Consider the following 24,941-nt stretch of genomic DNA (forward strand, 5'->3'; position numbering starts at 1 on the left):
TAAATCGCCTCTTGTTATGTTCATGCTATCGCAAAATTTTGTTAGTGTCAAGCAATTTTTTTGGATAGCAGCTGTCATTTCTTTCACTACCAGTTCAGTGCATAGTACGTCAGCGCCGAGATCATCCGGATATTGGAAACAGCGGTCTCTTCCGTGCCTCCGTTCTCCGACATCACGCACAGAACATAGTCCGTCCGGTCTCCGTATACAATGGCAATGTCATGCTGATTGCTGTCGTTTTCCCCGGTTTTGTTGGCTATGGTGATGGAATCCGTAAGACCGCCTGGGATCTTGGTTCTTGTGTCCTGCATAAGAAGGAAGGACAGCATCTGGCTGGAGGCTTCCTCACTGACGCACTCGCCCCGGTAAATGCTCTCCAGCAGTTTTCCGCAGTCCTCCACAGATGTGGTGTTGCTGCCGCCCAGTCCCACCGGCTCTGTACTGGAAGGCGCAAGAGTGTGCAGCACAGCGGTTTCCTGATAGCCCTGGCCCCGAAGGAAACGGTTGATCACCCTTGCCCCTGCATTAAACTGCATGGACGGAGTCTGAAGCCTTACCATCTCATTGAAGGATTCATTGTCGCTGAAGGTTACCATGTTCTCTGTCAGTGCATACAGCTTGTTCAGAACGGTATCGCTGAGGGGTTCTGCTTTCAGGATTGTTCCCTCCTGCACACGGAGACGATCCATATTTTCATAGCTGGCTGCCATGACAAATGCCTTGATCACGCTCGCTGAGGTCATAGACTGATTGTTGATGGAAAACTGTTCGCCGCTGCCTAAATCCTTCACATAAACGCTCCACTGCCCTTCAAAACCGTTTAGCAGCTCTTCCAGCTTTTTTTCCAGACTGTCTGTGCCTGGCTTTACCAGCTCTTTTATTTTTCCATCTGTCTCCACGGTCAGTCCCTGAACCGTCACGCCGCCAGAAGATAAGCTTCCGGTCTGCTCATCAAAATAATAATAGCCGTCAAACAGCTGCCCCTGGCACCGCATTCTGGAAACATAGTGAATGCCGCCTTCCAGCGCCAGCCGTCCACTCTCATCGTGATAGTAATAGCCGTCCAAAACCTTTCCGTCTACTGCAAAATGATCAAAATAATGAACTGCGCATCGGACATCCGGGGAACCATCCTGGTCCACACAGTAAAGCCCGTCGTCCTCTTTTTTTATATATTTGCCGCTATTCTCAAAAACAGACAGATCCTCGCCGTTCGCATAGACCGTGGCTGTCAGCTTTTCCCCAGTCAGAGTTCCCGGCTGCGGCGCGAACATTCCGGATATTCCCAGAATCGCCGCAGCCATAATTTTCAAATACTGCACTTTTTTCATTCTGTTCTCCTTTTTGGTTAAGGGCAGTATAACTGTTTTTCCACCACAGTGCAACTGTTTCTTTATTTTGCCATTTCCCAGAACCGTTTCAGCTGCTCCTCCACATTGGACAATGTGCAGGTTTTCCGGTCATTCCACTCTACGGGGAAAAGGCTGCTGTACTCTCTTTGCCGGAAACGCTCGTCCAGAAGCAGGATCACGCCCTTATCCTCTCTTGTGCGGATCACCCGGCCGGCTGCCTGCAGTACCTTGTTCATCCCCGGATAGCGATACGCATAATCGAATCCGTTCTCTCCCTTTTCGCTGTAAAAAGAACGCAGGATTTCCCTTTCATTTCCCAGCTGGGGCAGCCCGGTTCCCACCATAATGGCTCCGATCAGCTTCTCTCCCATCAGGTCGATCCCCTCTGAAAAAATCCCTCCCATAATGCAAAAGGCCACAAGGGAATCCTGATTGTGCTCGAACTCTTCCAGAAATTCTTCCCTTTCGCTTTCCTTCATGGAGCTGTTCTGGCAGATGCAGCGCACCCAGTTTACTGAAAATTCTTCGTCAAAAATCCGGTAAACCTCTTCCAGCATCTTGTAGGATGGGAAAAATACCATATAGTTTCCCTTTTTCTGCCACACTGTTTTTGCAATATATTCCGCGATTCTGCGGTATTCCTCGTAGCTGCGGCGGGTGTATAAGGTGCTCACATCACAGGCATTCAGGATACAGCGTTTTTCCTGGGAAAAAGGAGATTCCACGTAAATCCCGTAGTCATCCGCCCTGCAGCTTAAAAGCTTCCGATAATAGCTCATCGGCAGAAGAGTTGCGGAAAAGAACACAGCGCTGCGGCCTTTTTTCAGGTACTCTCCCAGATTGGCTGCCGGATTCACACAGAACAGCTTCAGCCGGAAACGCCCGTCCGCTCCATTTTCCGCATAAACCACGTAGTTCTCATCCACCAGCTCTGCAATGTTCAGAAAATTCCGCACATCAAAATAAAACTGCCGTACCTCGTCTTCCAGTTCTGCATCTTTATGTTCTTCCAGAAACATATCGAATTCTCCCTGGATTTTCAAAGCCATCATAGTAATGGTGCCTGTTCCCGGAAGGATTCTGTAAGTTTCGCATTCTTCCTGCAGTTCCTTCAGCTGATGGTTCAGCTTTCCAAGAAACCGATACAGCTTCGGTGCCTTGTCCTTCATTTTTTGGCGAGCCAGCACTGCATCCTCCTTGCAGATGGCAGCGCTGTACATTTCACGGCCGCGCTCTACCAGATTGTGGGCCTCATCAATGAGAAAAATATAGTCTCCGCCCACGCCTTCCCCGAAAAACCGTTTCAGATGCACCGTAGGATCAAACACATAATTATAGTCGCAGATCACTGCATCCACCCACAGCGCAAGATCCAGACACATCTCAAAGGGACACACCTGCCGCTTCTCGGCCTGGCCAAGGATGGTCTGCCTGTCATAGACATGAGAGGAGGTCCACAGCTCATAAACCGCATCATTGACCCGGTCGAAATGGCCTTTGGCATAGGGACAATGGGCAGGATTACATTTCGTCTCCTCCATAAAGCAGAGCTTATCCTTGGCCGTGATGGTCACCACCTTGTATTTCATGCCTTTTTCCTGAAGAACCGCAAAAGCCTCCTCCGCCACAGTTCTGGTAATGGTCTTGGCAGTAAGGTAAAAAATGGTCTCCCCTTTTCCCTCGCCCACAGCGCGGACAGCCGGGAAAATAGTGGACATAGTTTTTCCAACGCCTGTAGGAGCCTGGATGAAGATCTGCCTGCCAGCGCTGATGGAATGGTAGACGCTTCCCACCATTTTCCGCTGGCCTTCCCTGTACGGGAACGGAAATTCCAGATTCTGCAGGGATTCGTTTCGTTCCTTCTTCCATTTCAGGCTGTAGCTCAGCCACTTGTGATATTCATCCAGAAGTTTTTGGTACCAGTCACTCAAATCTTCTATGGAAAAAACCTCGCGGAACCGTTTTATCTCTTCGGTGTCCAGATTGGCGTAGGTCATCTGAATTCCAATGGAAGACAGATTCTCCTCCATGGCCACAATATAACCGTAACACATGGCCTGTGCCTTGTGAACAGCGACTGGCTGCTCCAGCTTTTCCACATTTCCGTAGATTCCCTTGATCTCATCGATCCAGGTGGTTTCCTCCTCTGTGAAAATGCCATCGGCCCGGCCTTCCACCTGGATGGAAAGGTCCTCATAGCTGCTCTCGCGTTTCAGTGCCACCTCAGCCCGGTAATCCCCGTCCATCTGCTTCTGAAGCTTGCGGTGGAGTCTGCTGCCTTTTAGCATGGCCTCTTTGTCCATGGTTCCCCTGCGGCTGTCAAGATCCCCGCTTCGCAATATAAATTCCACAAGATTTCTCACTGATATTCGTGTTACTGGTTTCTCCATCCCATGCTCCTGTCTTTGATCCCGGCGCCTGTTGCTGCCGAAAAAAGGAGCCATAAGCCAATATTTCCACACATCTGATGGGAAAGGAGGCTTACAACTCCTGTTTTATTTTCTTAAACTTTGTACCTGCCTTACATCTGTGTCAGCACAAAAATATCATAAATTGCCTTCACTGCATTCTCAAAATCACGGTTCTCCACACCGATGATAATGTTCAGCTCACTGGATCCCTGGTCGATCATCTTCACGTTTACATTGGCATGTGCCAGTGCAGAGAAGATTCTTCCTGCAGTACCTCTTGTGGATTTCATTCCACGGCCAACCACTGCAATCAGTGCCAGGTCAGATTCCATCTCCACGAAATCCGGCTGAACCAGACGATGGATTCCTGCGATTACCTGCTGCTCTTTTTCCTCGAATTCATCCTGGTGAACGTATACTGTCATAGTATCAATTCCGGATGGAACGTGCTCGAAGCTGATTCCCTGATCTTCGAATACCTGAAGTACCTTTCTGCCAAAACCGATTTCGCTGTTCATCATGGATTTCTCAATGTTGATGGAGCAGAAGCCCTTCTTGCCTGCAATACCGGTAATGGTGTATTTCGGCTTACGGCAGGTGCTCTCTACAATGAAGGTACCTTTGTCGTCCGGACGGTTGGTATTGCGGATGTTGATCGGGATTCCCTCTTTTCTTACCGGGAAAATTGCATCCTCGTGAAGGACAGTGGCTCCCATGTAGGAAAGCTCACGAAGCTCACGGTAGGTGATGGTCTCGATCACTGCAGGATCCTTCACGATTCTTGGGTCTGTTACAAGGAAACCGGATACATCTGTCCAGTTCTCATACATATCAGCTTTTATTGCCTTGGCAACCAAGGAACCAGTTACGTCAGAACCGCCTCTTGAGAAGGTAGTAACAGTTCCGTCTTCTTTCGCACCATAAAAGCCAGGTACTACTGCATTCTCACATTTGGAAAGTCTCTTGCCCAAAAGCTTGTCTGTTTTCTCGGAATCCAGATTGCCATTTTTGTCAAAGCGGATCACATCTGCTGCATCTACAAATTCATAGCCAAGATATGCTGCCATTACTTTACCATTCAGATATTCTCCTCTGGATGCTGCATAATCTCTGCCGATCTGTGCCTTGAAGTTCTCTTTGATCACCTGGAAATCCTCATCCAGGGAAAAGGTAAGGGAAAGACCTTTAATAATCTCATTGTAACGGGATTTGATCTCCTCTAAAATTTTCTCGAAATCCCCATCCTTTGCAGCTGCATCATAACAGCTGTACAGAAGGTCTGTTACCTTGGTATCACCGTCGAATCTCTTGCCAGGTGCGGATGGAACAACGAAACGTCTGCTCTCCTCACTTCTGATAATGTCTCCCACTTTCTCAAACTGCTCCGCATTAGCAAGGGAGCTTCCGCCAAACTTTACTACTTTTTTCATAATCCTTGTGCTCCTCGAAAAACTTTTTCTCCATTTTATGAGAAAATCCGACTTTTTGCAAGTTTTTTTTCATTATCAATACGAATTACCCGCAAAAGCTCTCCATCCACCTTAAAATGAATGTCCTGATTTCCAAAGGACATTCCGTACTCCCGGTCAGGATCCTTCTGATAGCCTGGTCTTGGATCATTTGCAAGAACGGCCAGAAGTGCCGCCCTTTTCTCTTTTGGAACCTGCTCCAGAAGCCCCGCAGGAAAATCCACCTTCAGCTTATGATCCTGTATCTGGTCTGTAAAGCCCCCGGAAGCCTCCGGGTGGCTGTCCACATAGGCAAGATAAGGCTTAATGTCATAAATCGGCGTCCCATCCATCAGATCCGCACCGGACACATGAAGGACTGGCCCCTGGCTGGTGAATTCCACGCCTTCCAGCTTCACACTGGAAAGGCCGATGGGATTGGGCCGAAAAGGGGATCTTGTGGCAAAAACGCCTTTTCGGGTATTTCCCCCAAGTCTTGGCGGCCTCACGGTAGGCGACCAGTCCTTTCGCACTGCCTGGGAAAATTCCCAGATCAGCCACAGGTGGGTGTACTCCTCAATTCCCCGGAAGGCCTCCGCCACCTGATATTCCGGCTCGAATACAATCTCCGCCTTCAGTTCCTTTATCCTGCCGCTCTGGTGAGGAATCCCAAACTTGGTGGGAAAGTCACTTTTTATGTGGGCGATTACTTTCATTTCCATAATTCTCTGGTTCCTGTTCTTTTTAACGCTCGAATCAAGTATCTGCTATATGGACTTTATAGCAGTGCCTTTTCATCCGTTAATTTTCCTTTTATAAAATCACAGATATCTTCTGCTGCCATTTTGTTGATATTTTTCTGCTGCCTTCGAATCATTTCATCCGCTGCTTCTTTGTCAGAAAGCAATTTCAGGCCAGCCTGCACCTGTCCTTTTATCGTTTTCGCAGAAACGCTCATTCCAAGCCTTCCGAAAAATTTGCGGTTGGCAGTCTCACATCCCGGAATGGGTTCTGTGTGAACCATGGGGATCCCCGCAACTGCCCCTTCTGTGGAAGTCAGCCCTCCCGGCTTGGTAAAAAGGACATCACAGGCTTTCATATACAGATTCATCTGTGTGGTATAGCCAAGTATTTTTGCCCTGTCACAGGAGGAAAAGGCTTTTTTCAACTGAGATTCTACTTTGGCGTTGTTTCCGCAGACAATGATCAGCTTTTCCTCCTTCGTTGATTTCAGAATGCACGCCACCAGCTTCTTCAAATCTCCGGCGCCCATGCTGCCTCCGGCTGCCAGAATGTATTTCTCATCTTTTTTAAGACCCAGCATCTCTCTTGCTGCTTCCTTGGAAATTTCACGCCTGCAGATTCTGGACACAGGGATTCCAAGAGGGATCAGCTTTTCTTCTTTCAGCCCTCTTTTCACACAGGGCTTTATCAGGTTTTCGTGAGGAGTGATATAGTAATCCGCATCTGTCTCTTCCCAGAAGGGAATGCAGGTATAATCGGTCATCACTACCACAGTGAGAGGAAGCTTCATGCCTTTTCGCTTCATATACGTAATGGTTTCCGCAGGGTAAAGATGGGGCATTACAATCACATCCACTGGATTTTCCTGGATGTACTGGTTCAGATATTTGGCCATGCGGCCGTTCATATAATAAACTGGGGATTTCCGGGTAATGCGGCTTACGCCCATTCCAAGCTTATATGCAATTCCAAAAAGTCTGGGCGTTTTCTTGACGATCTGGACGTATCCGTCCCCTACAATTCTGGATACACCCTCTCCTGCAAGAGTAAGATAATCCAGCACATAGGCTTCATCTCCCCGCCAGGTCATAGCCTCTGCAATAGCACGGCCTGCCGAGTTGTGTCCGCCTCCGGTGTTGCAGGATAAAATCAACGCTTTCATTGGATTCTCCATTTCTTTTTGTCTGCAAACTCTAATTCTCTGGCAGCCTCCACATGCTTATACACCACCACCATACACAAAAGCAGAATTCCCATTCTTACAGAAAATTCCCACTGTGGAAACAGGGAAGCCACGCCGAAACAGCCAAAGGTAATAATGCTTCTTTTCAGATGGGATTTCACCGGAACTGCAAGGGAAAAGAAAATATAAAAGCCAGCCAGGGTCAGCACAGGCGTCCACCATGGAAGAAGTCCAAGCAGCACGCCGAAGCTGACTGCAATTCCCTTACCGCCTTTTCCCTTATGGAAAATGGAAAAGGCATGGCCAAACACAGGCGCAGCCAGCACTCCCGCAAATAGCAGGGAATCCTGCCCCGCTCTTTTGCTGCACAAATATACGGGAAAAAAACCTTTCAGCAGTTCTGCAAGAAGCACCAGGATTCCCCATCCCACTCCCGCTGCCGCAAACGCATTGAAGGTTCCAGGGTTTCCGTCCTCAGAAATCTGGCGGATATCAACATGCTTTACCATTCTGGGAATCTCGTAGGCAAACAAAATACTGCCCAGACAAAATCCCATGACCATGTAGAACAAATAAATTTTTTCCATTGTTTTTCACCTGATTAGAATCACTTGTGTCCGCTGCTTTTTTCCTCTTCCTTGATTTCCCAGTGAAGAAGGAAGGTCAGCGCCGCACGCAGGGCTATGATTCCCGCCACAATGCCGATTTCCTTCCATTCCCGTACCACAACCGTACGCAGGATCTCGCTTCCCATCTTAAATTCCAATCCCATGGCAAGCCCTCTTGCAAGGTACACGCCGGTATTGCTGTCGTGCTTCAGCCACTTGAGAAATCCGGTAATACCGCTCCAGATAATAATTGCCACGCCGATAAATTCAAAGATCACAATGGCAAGGCCTGCAATATTCTCCAGGATCCATTCCATTGTTCCAGTTATCTCTGCCATCTTAAAGTACCTCTTTTCTGCAAACTATGCCGAACATCCTGTCCTGCAAAAAGCCTTTTTCCCGCTCTAACGGGCAGCTTTCTCAAGCCAGGTCACCACTTCTGTATGGTCTGTAAAACAGAACATTTCCACAGGCTGGATCTCTTTTACTACGTAATTTTTCTTTGTAAGGAAAAGAAGATCTCTTGCCAGTGTTTCCGGATTGCAGGAAATATAGACGATTTTTTTGGGTGCCAGGCGGGTTACGGAATTCAGGAATTTTTCACTGCTTCCCGAACGGGGCGGATCCATAAATACCACATCCGCCTTCTCATCTGCCGCTGCCATCGCTTCCATAAATTCTCCGGCATCCCCCTGGCGGAAGGAAATATTTACTACCTTATTCTCTCTGGCATTAATTCTTGCATCCCGTACAGCGTCCTTATTCAGCTCTACCCCGATCACCTCTTTGGCTTTATCTGATGCGATCATACCGATGGTTCCGATTCCGCAATAAGCATCGATCACCTTCTCTTTCCCTGTAAGTCCTGCAAACTCTACCGCCTTTTTGTAAAGGATCTCTGTCTGCACCGGATTCACCTGGTAAAAGGATTTGGCAGAAATACGGAAGGATTTGCCGCAGATGGTATCCCGTATAAAGCCTTTTCCATAGAGAATGATCTCTCGTTCTCCGAGAACCATGCTTGTGTTCTTGTCATTGATGTTCAGCACAACTGTACTGATTTCCGGGTGTACCTTGCGAAGCGCTTTCACAAAGTTGTTCTTAGAAGGAAAGATCGGGGACGCCACAACCAGCACTACCATCACTTCATTGCTGGTAAAGCCTCTTCGAACCAGCACATGACGCAGCAGTCCGTATCCGGTATCCTCATCATAGGTCTTAATCTTGAAAGACTTCAGCATTCCACGGATGGTGCGGATAATCTCCTGGCTTTTTTCATCCTCGATCAGACACTGGTCAATGGGAACCACTCTATGTGAATTCTGCTCATAAATTCCGGAAATAATATTTCCCTTCCTGTCCCGGTCAAATACAGCATGAACCTTATTCCGGTAAAAATAGGGATCCTTCATCCCAATTACCGGTTTCACAGTTCCAAACCTTTTCAGAAGGCTCTGCACCTGGTTGTGTTTTTTCTTCAGCTGTGCGGGGTAAGGAATTCCCTGATACTGGCATCCGCCGCACTTTTTGGCATACGGACAGACTTTCTGTGCGTTTTTCTTTTCCTCCATACATGCTCCTTATATTTTATCTATTTTGTTTCTCAGTTTCATCATTTTCTGATCCAGATTCGCAACCTCTTCAGAATAATTCTTCAGTTCTTTTCCGATTTTCTCCGCCCCGGACAGATTCTTCTTGTACATCAGCTGGTATTCCAGCACAGACCAAAAGTCCATGGCAAGAGTACGGATCTGGATTTCCACTCGTTTACTCTGAAAATTATCCCCGAAATAGATGGGAATGTCAACAATAAGATGCAGACTCATATAGCCATTTTTCTTCGGCTTCGCAATATAGTCTTTCTCTTTTACCAGGGTTACATCCCTTTGTTTCTTCAGAATCTCCGCAATCTCGTACACATCATCCAGAAACAGACAGACAATCCTCACGCCTACAAGATCATTCAGCTTCTTCCCTGCAGTTTCCAGATCTGCAGGCAGTTCTTTCCGCATGAGCTTGGCATAAATGCTCTCCGGAGATTTTACCCGGCCGCTTACGTTTCTCATAATTTCTCTGCCATATTTCATGGAAAGCTGCTCATCTATGATCTTCGCCTTCGCCTCCACAATGCTGATAGCATACTGGCAAAGAAGATAATACTGGTCCTTTTCCATGGATTTTCTAATATTTTCAATCAGCTGCGCTTCCTCCACTGCAGCTGGTTTTTCTTCTGCCTTTTTAGGTTCCCTCATATTTTATCTGCTTCTCCTTCATAGCGTCATGGCTGCCTGCTTCACAGGCAGCAGCGAAATGATACCATGTCAGATATCGGACAATCGTCTGACGCAGGTAAAATCTCTGTTAAACTGCCGCCTTTTTCTTTTCCGTAAATACAGATATTTTAAGTGCCAGAATGGCTGACAGCCATCCAACTATGGCGCCGCCCAGAACATCGGTGGGATAATGTACGCCCACATAAAGTCTTGACAACGCAATGAGCACGGCCAGTACCATAGCTCCCTTTCCTTTTATATCCGGATACATTTTATAATATACAACTGCGCAGGAAAAAGAAGCACAGGTGTGGCCGGAGGGAAAGGAGTAATCTCTCAGTTTCTTCACCAAGGGAACCAGCCCCTCCACTGCATCATAGGGGCGAATCCTTGCCACCGCAGTTTTCAGCACCAGATTGGTGATTACCGATCCGATGATCAGTGCAAGAAGGGCGGTAAAACCGGACTTTCTTGTTTTCTTCGGGATCAGAAGGACCACACCAAGCACAATCCAGAACCAGCCTCCATCCCCCAGAAATGTAATGCCCTTCCAGAACCAGTTCATCATATCCTGCCGGATATATTGCTGGATAAACAGCAGGATCTGCGCATCTATATTTTGAATCCATTCCAGAATTCCCATCTGCATCTGCCTCCTTTATGATCTCGCACCCAAAAGAATTCATCCCTTTTGTGCCCTTATGATAAAAGGCGGTTCCAACGAACCGCCCAAAAGATTTCATAGTTATGCTTCAGCGTGATACAAAACCTGCTGAAGGTATTTCCGATTTTGTTCAAGATCCGGTACCAGAACCTGCATGCCGCTTATAGTCTGCGGGGTGTATGCACCATCTTCCGGAATCCGGTAGGTGGCGATATCACCAGTTCCAATACTCATCACATCCATAACATATCCGATGATCTCTGTGAAAGACAGATCTGTAGTAACAAGAGGAAGTACATCCTTCACAAGACCTGCAATGGAAAAAGCACTTAAGTCCTTCACTTTCTCAAAGGCTGCCATCAGCACTTCCTGCTGTCTCTCAGTCCTTCGGTAATCGGAATTGCCAATGGAACGGTTGCGCGCATGGATCAGTGCCTGCTCTCCGTCCAGATGGTTCATGCCTTCCTGAAGGTCCCAGTCTGTACGAAGAGGCTGCGGATAAAGGACACTCTGGTCACGTCCGCAGATGTAATCTGCTTCTGCCTGGGTAAGCTCCAGATCAATTCCGCCAACCTTATCTACCAGAACCTGGAATACTTCGAAGTCCACTTCCACATTTCCGTCAATCTCTACTCCAAAATTCTGAGTCAGTGTCTCATCCAGAAGATCCATGCCGCCGTATGCATAAGCTGCATTGATCCTTGTGCTGGAATATCCAGGAATTGCCACATAAAGATCTCTCATAAAAGAAGTAAGGCTTATGGTCTTCTGATCTTTATCCAGTGTTGCAAGAATCATGGAATCAGAACGCTGGCGGGACTGTCCTTCCCGTTTGTCCTGTCCGATCAGCAAAATACTCTTTATATTGCTGGTGTCTGTCTTGTCATCTGTTTCTTCGGCCTTCGCTGTATATGCAGTTCCTGGAAGTGCTCCAACCGGGCATTCCAGAAGCATTACTGCACTCAGACAAATAAGACCTTTCTTCCAAATAGAGGATCTCATTTTGCTCCGCTCCCTGTAAAAACAACCGTTACGGTCTTAAACAGAATCTTGATATCCAGTCCGATTGACCACTGCTCAATGTACTTGGTATCCAGTTCTACAACCTCTTCAAAATCTGTAATCTCGCTTCGTCCGCTTACCTGCCACATACCGGTAAGTCCCGGCTTGATTGCCAGTCTTCTTCTGTGATGAAGCTCATATTTATCCCACTCATCCATTGTCGGCGGTCTTGTTCCTACAAGACTCATATCGCCTTTTAAGATGTTCCAGAACTGCGGGAACTCGTCCAGAGAAGTCTTGCGGATAAAATGACCGATTCCCTTGATAATTCGCGGGTCATCGTCCATCTTAAACATAAGACCGTCTTTGATGTTGTTCTTCTCCATCAGTTCTTTCTTCCGCTCCTCTGCATCCATATACATGGAACGGAATTTGTAGATTTTAAATGGCTTGCCATTCTTTCCCATACGAACCTGTGAGAAGAATACAGGTCCCGGGGATTTCACCTTCATGATCGGTGCTATGAATATGTAAATGATTCCGGTAAAAATACATCCTACCAGACCGCCTGCAATATCCATAAGCCTCTTCACCAGCAGCTGCCAGGAAGATACAATGTTAATACTGCTGGACAGTACCATATATCCTGCAATCTCTTCTACAACCTGATTCTTGCCCAGTTCATTCAAAGCGGCAAGCTGTACATGGGTGACAACGCCCATGCGGTTGCAGTCCTTCATGATCTTCTTCGGAATATCCACATGCTCCGGCAGTGCGAAAAAGACTTCGTCTACCCAGTTTTTGTGAATATAAGCAGTCACATCATCAGCACCTGCAACCACAGGAACTCTCTGGATCATACTGCCAGTCTTGTTCTTGTCAAGAAGCGCAACTCCTGCCAGATGATAAGTTCCGTAGGAATCGCCGCGCAATGCCTTCACTACATTCGCCGCTTCCGCATCTGTCGTAATAATTAAAATGGAACGTTTCTCACCTTCTGCAAATTTCCTGGAACGAATCACTTTCTTCCATCCGATACGGGCTGCATACGCTATAAAAAAGTACAGCGTACACATAATCGTAAATGCCCCTCTGGAATACATCACTCCCTGCTGGCTCATAAACAGATAAAGCACAGCCAGAAGCATGACGCAGATTTCGTGTTCGATCATACATTTCATTTCTATTAGAAAGCCTCTTCGCAGCACGCCGCTGAAGCTCTCCCCAAAAAATGAAACCAGAAGCTGAAAAATCACAAGAACAAATGCCATGTTCTCATACAATGGATTCAGATAAGGAATTCCCTTTGCAACACGAATTTCATACGCCAGAATAAATGCAAGCTGCAGGCATAGGATATCCAGTATAACAAAATCAATATGCTTTAACCAGCTGTTATTTTCTTTTTTATACATTTCTCTTTGCCCCTCCCCGCATAAAAAATGTGGGTGTGTGTATTTTATTTCACTACAATTGTAAGCACTGCCCCATTGGATGCATTTCCATTGGAGTCGACAACGTAGTAAGTCAGCTCATAAGTGCCTGGTGTATATACATCAACCGTACCAGTGATCTGGATCTTGCGGTAAAGCTCATTGGTCTGATCCACATCATCCTCAATGTCCTTTACGTAGCTCAGTCTGTCGATCTGGGTTCCTCTGTTGATCTCTACATAATAGGTGGTCAGATAAAAGCGAGGATCCTGAGGACTCAGCTTGTCGATCTTAGCCTCTTCACGCTCCTGGGCTTTCTCTTCTTCTGTCATCTCAGCTTCAGGGGTAACGGCTGCATCTGCAGTGTCGCTTGTTTCTTCTGCATCATCCGTCTCATCTGAAGTACTGCCTGTAGCTGAACCTGTACCAAAGGTTCCTGCCGTATTTGAGGCAGCTGAAGTACGATCTGCATTTCCTTCCGTGAAGCCTTCTTCTGTTCCTGCTGTAAATCCTGACAGCGGTGCATCAGGAGTCATATGGTAAGTTACCTTTGTTACATTGTTGCTCTTGTCCTTGGCAACATAAATAACAGTAACTTCATCTCCCTGCTCATTGGGATACACATTCTCTACAGTCAGAGTGTCAGACACATCACCATCTTTATCATCGGTTGCTTTTACTCCATCCAGAAGCTCTTCTGCGGTCATTCCTTCGGTATAACTGCCTTTTTTGCTCTCATCAATGGTGATTTCCGGGCCTTTGCGGTCCTGTGACACATACATCCATCCAAGAAGTCCGGTTGCACCCACAGCTGCTGCCGTCATCAAAACTACTAACCATTTACGCATATCTGCTGCTCCTTATACAAATTTTATCAGCGACGCTTTCTTGATTTCTTTTTCTTGGATCTGCTTTCCTTCTCAGAAAACGGAATGCTTCCAAGAACACTAAGTCCAAGATAACGCTCTACGTCTTCCTCCACCTTGATGGTATCATTGGTAAGGTAAATGATGATGACTGCTGCCATCGCAATGATCACGCCAAGAAGTCCGCCGATCACACCATTCTTTGCAAGGCTTGGGCTTGCTTTCTCATTTGGGATATTCGCAGTATCTACTACATTAACAGCCTCAATATCCATAACTGACTGAATATGCTCTGCTGCCATGTCACGGACAGCATTTGCAATCTCGCTGGCTGTATATGGATCTTCATCTGTCACACTGATAGACACAATACGGCTGTCGCTGGATGTCTCAACAGAAACCTTGTTAAGCATTTCCTTATAGGTCATATCAAGATTCAGCTGTGCAATTACCCCTTCAAGAACGGTACGGCTCTGGATCAGCTCCGCGTAGTCCTTGGTCAACTGGGTACTTGTCTGCATATCAGCACTGGTAAGCGTATTATTGTCCTGTTTATTCAACACCATGATCTTCGTGGTAGATTCATACTTGGGAGTGATAAAAAGCATGGTTCCAATAATGGAAAGGACTCCCAGAAGAATACCGGAAAGAATAATCACGCCCAGCTTGCTGATTACCAGGTGAAAGACTTCACCTAAATCGATTTCAATTTCGTCGTTGTTATTTGTAACCTGATTTTCCATTCTTTTTCTCCGTTACCCTGTTATTTTCTTTGGCTTGTCTTTTACATAAAAATATGTATTAAAATCTTTCGTTGTTCAAAATGCATTCCGGATTGCTGATAAAGATTATATCAGCATAATCCTCACCCATCATTTTCGCAACTTTCTCGTAGGCTTTGCCCAGATGCGGTGTACGCTTTCCCATATCATGACCGTCAGATCCCACAAAATCAAGCATTTCTTCTTTCATTACTTTCTTGCAGAAACGTTTGACCATGAAACCGTCATCACCGATGATGCTGTCCGCGTTCATCTGGATATAGGCGCCCATATCTCTAAGTTCATCAATGAAGTCAATTCCGCTTTTCACTACGGAACGGTAGCGTTCCACATGGGCAACAATGGGATAATAGCCATTGCGGATCAGTGCCTGTATCCTTTCACGGATATAAGACTTCTCATCTGATGTGCGAAATTCTGCAAGCACATACCGTGAGCCAGCCATGGTAAGCCGCTCACCGCGCTTCAGGCAGTCTGCCATATCCATGCTGGAATGAAGCTCGCAGCCTAAGTACATCTCAATTCCCTCATCGCCAATTTCCCTGGCCGCCTTCCGAAGTCTCAGGAACTGCTTCTTCACCAGTTCCATAGAAGGCTCAAACATATCATACCGAAAATGAGGGGTAGCAATAATCCCCCGTACTCCATCATCATATTCCTTCTGAAGCATACGGACGGACATCTTCAGATTCTCCGCACCGTCATCCACTCCTGGAACAATGTGACAGTGAATATCATAAATACCTTTCATTTATTCTGGTCCATTTCTATACTGTTCTGTTTATATGACATTCAGCCGGACAGAGAAGGTTAATACTTGCCATATTCTCCGTACTTGCCATATTTGCCATACTTGCCGTATTTACCGTATTCCTTGGTGTCTACCTTGTTCAGGATCGCACCGATGATCGGGCAGTTGGTCTTCTCAAGCTGACCCTTGATATCCTGTACAAAATGGTAGCTGATGCTGCCGGACTCGATTACGATAACCGTTCCATCACAGGAGTCTGCTACAACTGCACAGTCAATTACACGGCCAAGAGGCGGGGTATCTACAATGATATAATCATATACGTCTCTCACAAGACGGATCATATCCTTAAAAAGACGGCTTCCAAGAAGTTCTGCCGGGTTCGGCGGAACAACTCCGGAAAAAATAATATGAAACTTCGGAAGATTTGTTGCGCAGATTACATCGGAAAGCTTGGCCTGCTTGGAAAGATAGTGGGTCAGACCCATGACTTCCTCTTCTACATGTACACGTCCCATCAGTACGGATTTACGAAGATCCGCATCGATCAGAAGCACGGACTTACCGCTCTCTGCAAGGGAAGCTGCAAGGTGGAAAGTAACATTACTTTTTCCCTCATTAGGTGTACAGCTTGTAAATGCAATGACCTTCTTATCGGCACCGCAGAACTGAATATTCGTACGAAGTGCCTTGTAGGCCTCATCCATGGATGTATCAGCTTTCCAGTCGCTAATTTTTACTTTTACCATAATTTGTTTTCACCTTATCTCTATGTTCTCCTGTAGTACCTGTCATGTGATTTTTCCCGAATTATGACTAGCATTTTAACGCATGACAAGGTCTGCTTAAACATTATACACTATATCCCTGTACTTGGCTAGTACATTTTCGTTCTTAAAATACACAAAAATTCACAAAAGATTCACAGCTTTTTACTCTTTTTGCTTACTCCTGGGGAGTTTCCTCTTCAACAGACTCTGTGCTCTCTTCTGCCTCATCTGGCTGGACTTCTGTCTCATCAGGCTGTCCCTCTTCCAGCAGATAGACTTCTGTTTCATATACGCCTTTGGTCTCAGCTTCCGCATGGCTTCCTACATAAATATCAATATGATTGTTCTTGATGGCGCCGCCGCAGTCCTCTGCAACATAAACCTGGCCGTTGATCACAACCTTGGAGCCATATGGGATCACAGTAGGATCCACTGCAATGGTACGGTTGGTCACTGCCGTTGCACCTGTGGAAGTGATTCCGTCTCTCCAGGGTCCGCAGCAGATACTGCACGGGCAGTAATGGGTAATGATGAAATTGCCAAGAGAACGAAGGGAACTGTCTGCAGAAGCCATCACTGCTTCCCCTTCCATAACGCCCTCATCACCGCCAGTCTGGGTAACCCCTTCTACTGCATCGGCAAAAATGCCTTTTCCGGAACTTTTATGTATCACGCCAGCCTCTGCACTCTCCTCTGTACCTGAATTCTCTCCATAGCCTTCCAGATAAGAGGTAGGAATGTAGCCTGTCTGTATTTTGCCTGTTTCATCTTCAAAAAGGATACGGCTCCAGGCATCCGAGATAGTGCCTGTACGGCTGATCTCATCCCCTTCCAGGACTTCGCCGATAATGTTTCCCTCTTTTTTCCCCGGGTAGTCCAGAATATCGGCATCTATGGCCACAGTAACCGTATCATTCACTGCAGTTACTTCGGATTCCTCGATCTTAGGGTTCTCATCCCCGGAAGCAGTTTCTTCCTTATTCACTGTACTGACATTCTGCACGGCAGCTTCTTCACCAAACACGGTAACAGGCATTAGCGTCGAAACACATAATGCCATCATCAATATCTGTTTCTTCATGAATCTGTATCTCCTTACTTGTCTGTTTTATGAAAAGTTCATCGTTTCTTACTCTTTCCGATAAACATCAGCTTCCCCCTGCTCTTTGTTTATCATATCACAGCCCCCTCTGGTTTTCAAACCCTAACCCCTATTTAAATTTTTTATTTTTTAAAAAAAACATTTGACAAATTACTCTTTATCGTGTAATATACATATTGTCGCTGATACAGATAGCGAAACATAAGAGATGCGATAGTGGCGTAGTTGGTAACGCGCGACCTTGCCAAGGTCGAGACCGCGGGTTCGAGCCCCGTCTATCGCTCTAAGGCTCCGATTGCATCGGAGTTTTTTTATTGCTCGTTCTATAAAAATTCTTTCTATAATAAAAGCCCTGCACTTTCAGGAAAGAACATCCGCATTCAAAAATGCATTCCGTCCGTTTTCCTGGTGCAGGGCTTATTTTTATTTGCTTTTAGTGGTGGAACAGTCTGATTCCGGTAAATGCCATGGCCATATTGTATTTGTTGCAGGTCTCAATGACATCTGCATCTCTTACAGATCCGCCTGGCTGTGCAATGTATTTCACACCGCTCTTGTGAGCTCTCTCAATATTATCGCTGAATGGGAAGAATGCATCAGATCCAAGCGTAACCTCTGTCATCTGATCCAGCCATGCCCGTTTCTCCTCTTTTGTAAATACAGATGGCTTTTCGGTAAAGGTCTTTTCCCAATTTCCATCTGCCAGAACATCCATATATTCATCCCCGATGTAAACGTCGATTGCATTGTCACGTTCTGCTCTTGAGATGGTATCTTTAAATGGAAGATTCAGAACCTTAGGGCTCTGACGAAGGAACCAGTTGTCTGCCTTCTGTCCTGCAAGACGTGTGCAGTGTACTCTGGACTGCTGTCCTGCTCCAACTCCGATTGCCTGTCCGTCTTTTACATAGCATACAGAATTGGACTGGGTATATTTCAGAACGATCAGAGAAACCTTCATATCACGCTTGGCTTCCTCAGATAATACTTTGTTTTCTGTTACAAGATTGGAAATCAATGCATCATCAATGGCAAGCTCCTGTCTTCCCTGCTCAAAGGTTACACCGAAAACCTGTTTATGTTCCAGCGGAGCAGGTACATATTCCGGGTCAATCTCGATCACGTTGTAGTTACCCTTTTTCTTCTGCTTCAGAATTTCAAGAGCTTCCTCTGTATATCCGGGAGCGATCACGCCATCGGATACTTCTCTCTTGATCAGAAGTGCTGTATCTTTGTCGCACACATCAGAGAGGGAAATGAAATCACCGAAGGAGGACATTCTGTCAGCACCTCTGGCACGGGCATAGGCGCAGGCAAGAGGGGAAAACTCTTTCCAGTTCATGTCGTTTACCCAGTAGATCTTCGCCAGGGTCTCTGTCAGCGGAAGTCCGATTGCTGCTCCTGCTGGAGAAACATGCTTGAAGGAAGTTGCTGCCGGAAGTCCGGTTGCTTTTTTCAGATCGCGCACCAGCTGCCAGCCGTTAAATGCATCCAGGAAGTTGATGTATCCAGGTCTTCCGGAAAGAACTTTGATGGGAAGCTCGCTTCCATCCTCCATGTAAATTCTGGAAGGTTTCTGGTTGGGATTGCAGCCATATTTTAATTCTAATTCTTTCATGCCAATTTCCTCCGTTTTATCCTCAAATTCATCCATTTCAAATGGAAAACTGTCTTTTTACTTTTATAAATCTTCTTCTCAGTGATTTTTGTTGATGATCTTTGTCTCATATTTTCCAGTTGCAATATCAATATATCTCACAAAAAGGGAAACCTTATTGTCTTCATTCAGGCTCTCCCACAGCATACCTGCAAATGCATCCATATCATCCGGGATGGCAACCAGCTTTGGCTCTCCCTCAAAACTTGGAAGAGGATTTCCATCGCATTTGTAGGTGTGGATGAAATGTCCCTCGCCAGCCTTGGCATTCTGGTATGCGAAGGTGTAGCGGTTGCAGGAGGAAGGATCTCCATTGTTGCTTTTCAGAATGGACATTGCGTAGCTGTAGCTTCCGTTCTCCACATGCATGATTCCGGAAATACGAGGCGTATAGTTCGGGCCGTCCGGCTCAAACTCTCTAGAACGCAGGGACTGCTCAAAAGTAAGCTGATGATCCATTCCCTCGTAAATGGTATCTGTCTGATCTCCGTTGGTCACGATTGTTTTATTTCCAAGTACGCGTACAGGTGCATAAATGATCAGGCTTGGATCTACCAGCTTGGAAGGATCAAAGGCCTGTGTACGGATTCCCTCTCCGTCCTCTACAAACACACGGTTGCGGCTGTTCTCGCTTCTTCCCATGATAAAATACGCGGTAACTGCCTTGGTTCCGTCAGCGGAGCGACCGATTACGATTCCTCTTCCCGGATAAGAATTCTCTTTCAGTTCTTTGTCAAGTGCTATCATTTCCATGCAGATGTTCTCCTTTCAAGATTAGAACGTATTATCCTGTGGTATAAAAAAACGCCTGGGAAGCCCTTCTTCCAGGCTGCCCAGGCGGTCGGCACAAATTCAGCACTGCACTCCCTGTGGGTATTCCCACGATCCGCCAGTCATGCAGTTCTTTTTTATACTACAATATTTCCAAAGGTATTTCAAGATGGAAAAAATTTTATTTATGCGGCAATTTTTTTGTAACGCTATGCATAAGAGAATTTCAGGAAATTCCCATAAGCCCCTGATCCACTGTGATCTGCGCTGCAATGTCCGCTTTCATCTGCTCCCAGGCATCCGGATGATCCACATAATATTTTGGGCACTCTTTGCCGGTTACATCATAATGGCGGATCACCTGCTCAGAGGTCAGTCCGAATCTGGCGCACAGCCAGGCAGTCAGCTTCACTGTAGAATCATAGGTTGTCTGCTCGAACACCCCAGTCTCGTCATTGTGGCAGCACTCAATGGAAATGGAGTCCACATTTCTGGAATTGGTGGCATAGGACATCTCCGAAGTAGGGATGCACTGGATCACTTCCCCCTCTAACCCAACCACAAAATGACTGCTCACCTTGGCCTCATGAGTAGTGGCAAGATTTTCAAAATAATCCCTGTTATTCTGGGCTGTGGCACCTGGATTGGCCGTATAATGAATGGCAATGTAATCCACCTCATTCAGAGGCAGCTGAGGTCTGGAATACTCATTTGGCGTCAGAAGCTGCACATCTATGTACGGTGCCCCCTGTTCCATCCACTGCTGCAGTCCGCTGCTGTCCGTATTTTCTGCTTCTGAAACCGTCCTCGCTGCCTGTTTATTTCTCTGGTCATGATACACCACCAAAATAATAATTCCAGTCAGCGCCAGCAGAAAAAGGAGGGCCAGAAGCGCCACTCTTTGGTTTCTCTGACGGGTTCTTCCCGCTTTGTCTAATTTTCTCTTTTTGTTAAAAGAGGGCCGCCTTGAAAAAGACGGCCCAGCAGATTTTCTTTTCATTTATTTGTCATCTACACTGTAGTTTGGTGCTTCTTTTGTAATGTGGATGTCATGCGGATGAGACTCTTTTAAGGAAGCAGCGGAAATCTTCACGAATTTACCGTTCTGCTTCAGAGCTTCAATGTTCTCAGCACCACAATAACCCATACCGGAACGAAGTCCTCCGATCAGCTGGAATACAGTATCCTCAAGGTGTCCCTTGTAAGCTACACGTCCTTCTACGCCTTCCGGTACAAGCTTCTTGGCATTCTCCTGGAAATAGCGGTCCTTGCTGCCGTTCTCCATGGCTGCAATGGATCCCATGCCACGATATACCTTGTATTTTCTTCCCTGGTACAGTTCGAATGTTCCCGGGCTCTCATCGCATCCGGCGAACATGCTTCCCATCATGCACACATTGGCTCCGGCTGCAATTGCCTTGGTAACATCTCCGGAGTACTTGATACCGCCGTCTGCAATAATCGGAATGCCGTAGCGCTTGGCAACCTCATAGCAGTCCATAACGGCTGTAATCTGCGGAACACCGATTCCGGCAACAACACGGGTCGTACAGATGGATCCAGGTCCGATACCAACCTTCACTGCATCTACACCAGCATCGATCAGCGCCTTGGTAGCAGCTCCGGTAGCAACGTTGCCTGCAATAACCTGCAGTTCCGGATATGCTGCTTTGATTTCACGTACAGCACGAAGAATATTCTCTGAATGTCCGTGAGCGGAATCTACAACAATAACATCAACATTAGCCTTCACAAGAGCATCTACACGAGCCAGCACATTAGCTGTAATGCCAACAGCAGCACCGCAGAGCAGACGTCCCTGCTCATCTTTGGCAGCGAGAGGATATTTGATCTGTTTCTCGATGTCCTTGATGGTGATAAGACCCTTCAGGTTAAAATCATCATCTACAATGGGTAATTTCTCTTTGCGGGATTTCGCAAGGATCTGTTTCGCCTCTTCCAAGGTGATGCCTTCCTTGGCTGTGATCAGCCCCTCAGATGTCATGGACTCTTTGATCTTCTTGCTGAAATCTGTCTCAAACTTCAGATCACGGTTGGTAATAATACCTACTAACTTCTTGCCTTCTGTGATCGGGACTCCGGAAATACGGAATTTTGCCATTAAGTCATTGGCATCCTTCAGTGTATGCTCTGGAGATAAGAAAAACGGATCTGTGATAACTCCATTCTCAGAACGCTTAACCTTGTCCACCTCTTCTGCCTGAGCTTCGATAGACATGTTCTTGTGAATGATACCGATACCGCCCTGTCTTGCCATGGCGATTGCCATATTGTACTCAGTAACGGTGTCCATTCCTGCGCTCATCATGGGAATGTTCAGTTTAATCTTCTTTGTAAGGTAAGTTGAAACGTCAACCTGATTCGGGATTACTTTGGAATATGCCGGAACTAAAAGGACGTCATCAAAAGTAATACCTTCACCAATGATAGTACCCATTGCTTTTCCTCCCTTGTCTTATAGTAACTTTTGGTTTGTAGATTAGTGTAGCAAAAAACTAAAAAGGTGTCAATCCAGTAAATTAATCCAAAAATACCTTGCTGGGAGCGGTATTTCTCATGGTTTTTGCCAATGTTTCATCTGGCTCAATGATTACCTTACAGGTATCTGCACCATCACGGGCAATAATCGCGAAGCGCTTATGTTCAGGATTTCCAGAAGAAAAATCCTGTATTTTCAGCTTCTGATTGCTGTTGTAATAGTCCATTCTGTGGGAGTTAAGAGGTGCCATCAGATCACATTCTGAAATGTTTAAGTTCTTTACTCTTTTTCGTTTGGACTTGGCCATGATCTTGTCAATGTCAAGCTCTCCGTTGACAAACAGGTACTCAAATTCCAGGTCTGTGCCGGGAATGACTACAAAGTAGGCCACAATGCCAAGTGCGATGGCCACAAAAAGAAGCAGGGGCATAAATAAAATTCCTGCCAGGCCGAAGATCACAACCAGTGCGATCATTCCGCCCTTCATCAGCTTGTCCTTCATGGTCCGCTCTTTTTTGACAAGCAGTTCTGAATACAAATCACTCATATTACTGTTCTCCTTTGTTTCTAAAATTAAGCATTAGTATAACACACAAAAGGGCCAGCGTCTATGACACCGACCCTCTCTAATTCTAAACTTTTAGTGAATTGTTGTAAAATCTCCAGGACTTTTTATTACATCATGCCCATACCCTGGCCGCCTGCTGGCATTGCCGGAGCATCCTCTTTGATATTTGCAACAACAGATTCTGTTGTAAGCAGAGTAGATGCAACGCTTGTTGCGTTCTGAAGAGCGCTTCTTGTAACCTTTGCAGGATCCAGGATACCCTCGTCTACCATGTTTACATATTTCTCATTCAGAGCATCAAAACCAACGCCTGGCTCAGACTCTCTTACTTTGTTGATAATGACTGCGCCTTCAAGGCCAGCGTTTGCTGCAATGCGGAACAGCGGAGCTTCCAGTGCTTTCAGAATGATGTTTGCACCAGTCTTCTCATCTCCCTCAAGTTCAGCTGCAAGCTTTGCAACCTCTTTGGAAGCGTGGATGTATGCGGAACCGCCGCCTGCGATGATTCCCTCTTCCACTGCTGCTCTGGTAGCTGCAAGAGCATCTTCCATACGAAGCTTAGCCTCTTTCATCTCTGTCTCAGTAGCTGCACCAACACGTACAACTGCTACGCCGCCTGCCAGTTTTGCAAGTCTTTCCTGAAGTTTCTCTCTGTCGAAATCAGATTTTGTCTCCTCGATCTGAGCACGGATCTGAGCAACACGGTTTGCGATCTGATCCTTGTCGCCCATACCATCAACGATAACAGTTGTCTCCTTTGCAACCTTAACGGATTTTGCACGTCCTAACTGAGCCATTGTAGCATCTTTCAGTTCCAGGCCAACCTCATCAGAGATTACAGTACCGCCTGTAAGGATTGCGATATCCTGAAGCATTTCTTTTCTTCTGTCGCCATAGCCAGGAGCTTTGACAGCTACTACCTGGAAGGTTCCTCTTAATTTGTTTACGATAAGTGTTGTAAGAGCCTCGCCCTCAACGTCCTCAGCGATGATGAGAAGTTTTGCGCCAGCCTGTACGATCTGCTCCAGTAACGGAAGAACTTCCTGGATGTTGGAAATCTTCTTGTCTGTGATCAGGATGTATGGATCTTCAAGAGTTGCTTCCATTTTCTCCATATCAGTGGACATATATGCGGAAATGTATCCGCGGTCAAACTGCATACCTTCTACCAGGTCAAGCTCTGTATGCATGGTCTTGGACTCTTCTACAGTGATAACGCCGTCATTGGAAACCTTCTCCATTGCATTTGCAACAAGCTCTCCAACCTCTTTGTCACCAGCGGAAATAGATGCAACGTTTGCGATCTGTTTCTTTCCGCTTACTTTCTGGCTCATATTCTTGATTGCTTCTACAGCAGCGTCAGTTGCCTTCTTCATACCGCGTCTCATAACGATCGGGTTCGCACCTGCTGCAAGATTCTTCATTCCTTCGTGAACCATTGACTGAGCAAGTACAGTAGCAGTTGTAGTACCATCACCAGCTACGTCATTTGTCTTGGATGCAACCTCTTTGATCAGCTGAGCACCCATGTTCTCAAAAGCATCCTCAAGCTCGATTTCTTTTGCAATTGTAACACCATCGTTTGTAATAAGCGGAGCACCGAACTGTTTGTCAAGTACTACGTTTCTTCCTTTCGGTCCAAGTGTTACTCTAACGGTATCAGCCAGTTTATTTACACCAGCCTCTAATGCTGTTCTGGCTTCTGCGCCATATTTAATCTCTTTTGCCATGATAAATCAATCCTCCTGTTTTCCTACTTTTGCGGCTATTATTTTACAATTGCAAGGATATCACTCTGTTTTACGATAATATACTCTTCGTTGTCAAGCTTTACCTCTGTTCCTGAATATTTGGAATAGATAACCTTGTCTCCTACAGCAACTTCCATTTTTACTTCTTTACCATCCACAACTCCGCCAGGTCCTACAGCGATTACTTCTGCCTGCTGTGGCTTCTCCTGAGCCTGTCCCGGAAGAACAATACCGGATTTGGTTGTTTCTTCTGCTTCTAACTGTTTTAATACAACTCTGTCACCTAATGGAACTAATTTCATGAT

Annotated in this window: 24 protein-coding genes, 1 tRNA gene and 1 riboswitch; of the genes, 1 reads left to right on the plus strand and 24 read right to left on the minus strand. The window is 46.2% G+C overall.

Annotation, left to right across the window (positions count from 1 at the left end; genetic code table 11):
* Positions 1–86 precede the first annotated feature (86 nt).
* From DWZ38_RS15660 to DWZ38_RS15740, 17 genes are all read right to left on the minus strand, one after another.
* Positions 87–1,331: a serine hydrolase gene (locus DWZ38_RS15660; RefSeq protein ID WP_117854069.1), complete on the minus strand. Its 1,245-nt coding sequence runs from the start codon at positions 1,329–1,331 to the stop codon at positions 87–89.
* A gap of 62 nt (positions 1,332–1,393) precedes the next feature.
* Entirely contained in the window at positions 1,394–3,742 is a 2,349-nt protein-coding gene (locus DWZ38_RS15665; RefSeq protein WP_117854145.1) for an ATP-dependent DNA helicase, read from the minus strand.
* A 131-nt stretch (positions 3,743–3,873) separates the two neighbouring features.
* Positions 3,874–5,193: an aspartate kinase gene (locus DWZ38_RS15670; protein ID WP_021924929.1), complete on the minus strand. Its 1,320-nt coding sequence runs from the start codon at positions 5,191–5,193 to the stop codon at positions 3,874–3,876.
* Positions 5,194–5,228: 35 nt separating this feature from the next.
* Positions 5,229–5,927, minus strand: a complete 699-nt coding sequence (gene tsaA / locus DWZ38_RS15675; RefSeq protein ID WP_117854147.1) for a tRNA (N6-threonylcarbamoyladenosine(37)-N6)-methyltransferase TrmO — start codon at positions 5,925–5,927, stop codon at positions 5,229–5,231.
* Between the two features lie 62 nt (positions 5,928–5,989).
* Entirely contained in the window at positions 5,990–7,117 is a 1,128-nt protein-coding gene (locus tag DWZ38_RS15680; protein WP_117854072.1) for a glycosyltransferase, read from the minus strand.
* Positions 7,114–7,725, minus strand: a complete 612-nt coding sequence (locus DWZ38_RS15685) for a glycerol-3-phosphate acyltransferase (protein ID WP_021924932.1) — start codon at positions 7,723–7,725, stop codon at positions 7,114–7,116. Before DWZ38_RS15685 ends, DWZ38_RS15680 begins: the two co-directional genes overlap by 4 nt.
* 20 nt (positions 7,726–7,745) lie before the next feature.
* Positions 7,746–8,084, minus strand: a complete 339-nt coding sequence (locus DWZ38_RS15690) for a DUF1622 domain-containing protein (RefSeq protein ID WP_021924933.1) — start codon at positions 8,082–8,084, stop codon at positions 7,746–7,748.
* A gap of 66 nt (positions 8,085–8,150) precedes the next feature.
* Positions 8,151–9,317, minus strand: a complete 1,167-nt coding sequence (rlmD, locus tag DWZ38_RS15695) for a 23S rRNA (uracil(1939)-C(5))-methyltransferase RlmD (RefSeq protein ID WP_117854075.1) — start codon at positions 9,315–9,317, stop codon at positions 8,151–8,153.
* Between the two features lie 9 nt (positions 9,318–9,326).
* Entirely contained in the window at positions 9,327–9,998 is a 672-nt protein-coding gene (locus DWZ38_RS15700) for a hypothetical protein (protein WP_117854077.1), read from the minus strand.
* 109 nt (positions 9,999–10,107) lie between these two features.
* Entirely contained in the window at positions 10,108–10,662 is a 555-nt protein-coding gene (locus DWZ38_RS15705; RefSeq protein WP_021924936.1) for a phosphatase PAP2 family protein, read from the minus strand.
* A 102-nt stretch (positions 10,663–10,764) separates the two neighbouring features.
* A complete protein-coding gene (locus DWZ38_RS15710) occupies positions 10,765–11,685 on the minus strand; it encodes an LCP family protein (RefSeq protein WP_117854079.1) in 921 nt (306 codons plus the stop codon).
* The gene (locus DWZ38_RS15715; protein ID WP_117854082.1) at positions 11,682–13,100 is read right to left on the minus strand and encodes a sugar transferase; all 1,419 of its coding nucleotides are present in this window, start codon (positions 13,098–13,100) and stop codon (positions 11,682–11,684) included. The genes DWZ38_RS15710 and DWZ38_RS15715 overlap by 4 nt, the downstream gene beginning before the upstream one ends.
* 44 nt (positions 13,101–13,144) lie before the next feature.
* The gene (locus DWZ38_RS15720; protein ID WP_117854084.1) at positions 13,145–13,966 is read right to left on the minus strand and encodes an immunoglobulin-like domain-containing protein; all 822 of its coding nucleotides are present in this window, start codon (positions 13,964–13,966) and stop codon (positions 13,145–13,147) included.
* A 26-nt stretch (positions 13,967–13,992) separates the two neighbouring features.
* Complete coding sequence (locus tag DWZ38_RS15725) at positions 13,993–14,727, minus strand: Wzz/FepE/Etk N-terminal domain-containing protein (RefSeq protein WP_117854087.1); 735 nt, start codon at positions 14,725–14,727, stop codon at positions 13,993–13,995.
* Positions 14,728–14,785: 58 nt separating this feature from the next.
* On the minus strand, positions 14,786–15,517 hold the full coding sequence (locus tag DWZ38_RS15730; RefSeq protein WP_117854089.1) for a CpsB/CapC family capsule biosynthesis tyrosine phosphatase: 732 nt from the start codon (positions 15,515–15,517) through the stop codon (positions 14,786–14,788).
* 59 nt (positions 15,518–15,576) lie between these two features.
* A complete protein-coding gene (locus DWZ38_RS15735) occupies positions 15,577–16,266 on the minus strand; it encodes a polysaccharide biosynthesis tyrosine autokinase (protein ID WP_021924942.1) in 690 nt (229 codons plus the stop codon).
* Between the two features lie 196 nt (positions 16,267–16,462).
* Positions 16,463–17,368, minus strand: a complete 906-nt coding sequence (locus DWZ38_RS15740) for a 3D domain-containing protein (protein WP_117854092.1) — start codon at positions 17,366–17,368, stop codon at positions 16,463–16,465.
* A gap of 231 nt (positions 17,369–17,599) precedes the next feature.
* On the opposite strand from DWZ38_RS15740, the gene DWZ38_RS15745 reads away from it, so the two are divergent.
* Positions 17,600–17,672, plus strand: a tRNA-Gly gene (locus tag DWZ38_RS15745).
* 150 nt (positions 17,673–17,822) lie between these two features.
* On the opposite strand, the gene DWZ38_RS15750 is transcribed toward DWZ38_RS15745, so the two are convergent.
* From DWZ38_RS15750 to groES, 7 genes are all read right to left on the minus strand, one after another.
* On the minus strand, positions 17,823–19,043 hold the full coding sequence (locus tag DWZ38_RS15750; protein ID WP_021924944.1) for a phosphoribosylaminoimidazolecarboxamide formyltransferase: 1,221 nt from the start codon (positions 19,041–19,043) through the stop codon (positions 17,823–17,825).
* A 42-nt stretch (positions 19,044–19,085) separates the two neighbouring features.
* A complete protein-coding gene (locus tag DWZ38_RS15755; protein WP_117854094.1) occupies positions 19,086–19,799 on the minus strand; it encodes an IMP cyclohydrolase in 714 nt (237 codons plus the stop codon).
* Between the two features lie 71 nt (positions 19,800–19,870).
* Positions 19,871–19,953, minus strand: a riboswitch (ZMP/ZTP riboswitch).
* A 90-nt stretch (positions 19,954–20,043) separates the two neighbouring features.
* Positions 20,044–20,817, minus strand: a complete 774-nt coding sequence (locus tag DWZ38_RS15760; protein WP_021924946.1) for a peptidoglycan recognition family protein — start codon at positions 20,815–20,817, stop codon at positions 20,044–20,046.
* On the minus strand, positions 20,818–22,275 hold the full coding sequence (gene guaB / locus DWZ38_RS15765; RefSeq protein WP_021924947.1) for an IMP dehydrogenase: 1,458 nt from the start codon (positions 22,273–22,275) through the stop codon (positions 20,818–20,820).
* An 82-nt stretch (positions 22,276–22,357) separates the two neighbouring features.
* Positions 22,358–22,864 (minus strand): DUF6106 family protein, encoded by a 507-nt coding sequence (locus DWZ38_RS15770; protein ID WP_021924948.1) that lies wholly within the window; start codon positions 22,862–22,864, stop codon positions 22,358–22,360.
* Between the two features lie 128 nt (positions 22,865–22,992).
* Positions 22,993–24,615 (minus strand): chaperonin GroEL, encoded by a 1,623-nt coding sequence (groL, locus tag DWZ38_RS15775; protein WP_117854097.1) that lies wholly within the window; start codon positions 24,613–24,615, stop codon positions 22,993–22,995.
* 38 nt (positions 24,616–24,653) lie between these two features.
* Complete coding sequence (gene groES / locus DWZ38_RS15780) at positions 24,654–24,938, minus strand: co-chaperone GroES (protein WP_021924276.1); 285 nt, start codon at positions 24,936–24,938, stop codon at positions 24,654–24,656.
* Between the last annotated feature and the right edge of the window lie 3 nt (positions 24,939–24,941).

It is taken from the genome of Ruminococcus sp. AF31-8BH, from assembly GCF_003460605.1.
Classification (GTDB): Bacteria; Bacillota; Clostridia; order Lachnospirales; family Lachnospiraceae; genus Blautia_A; species Blautia_A acetigignens.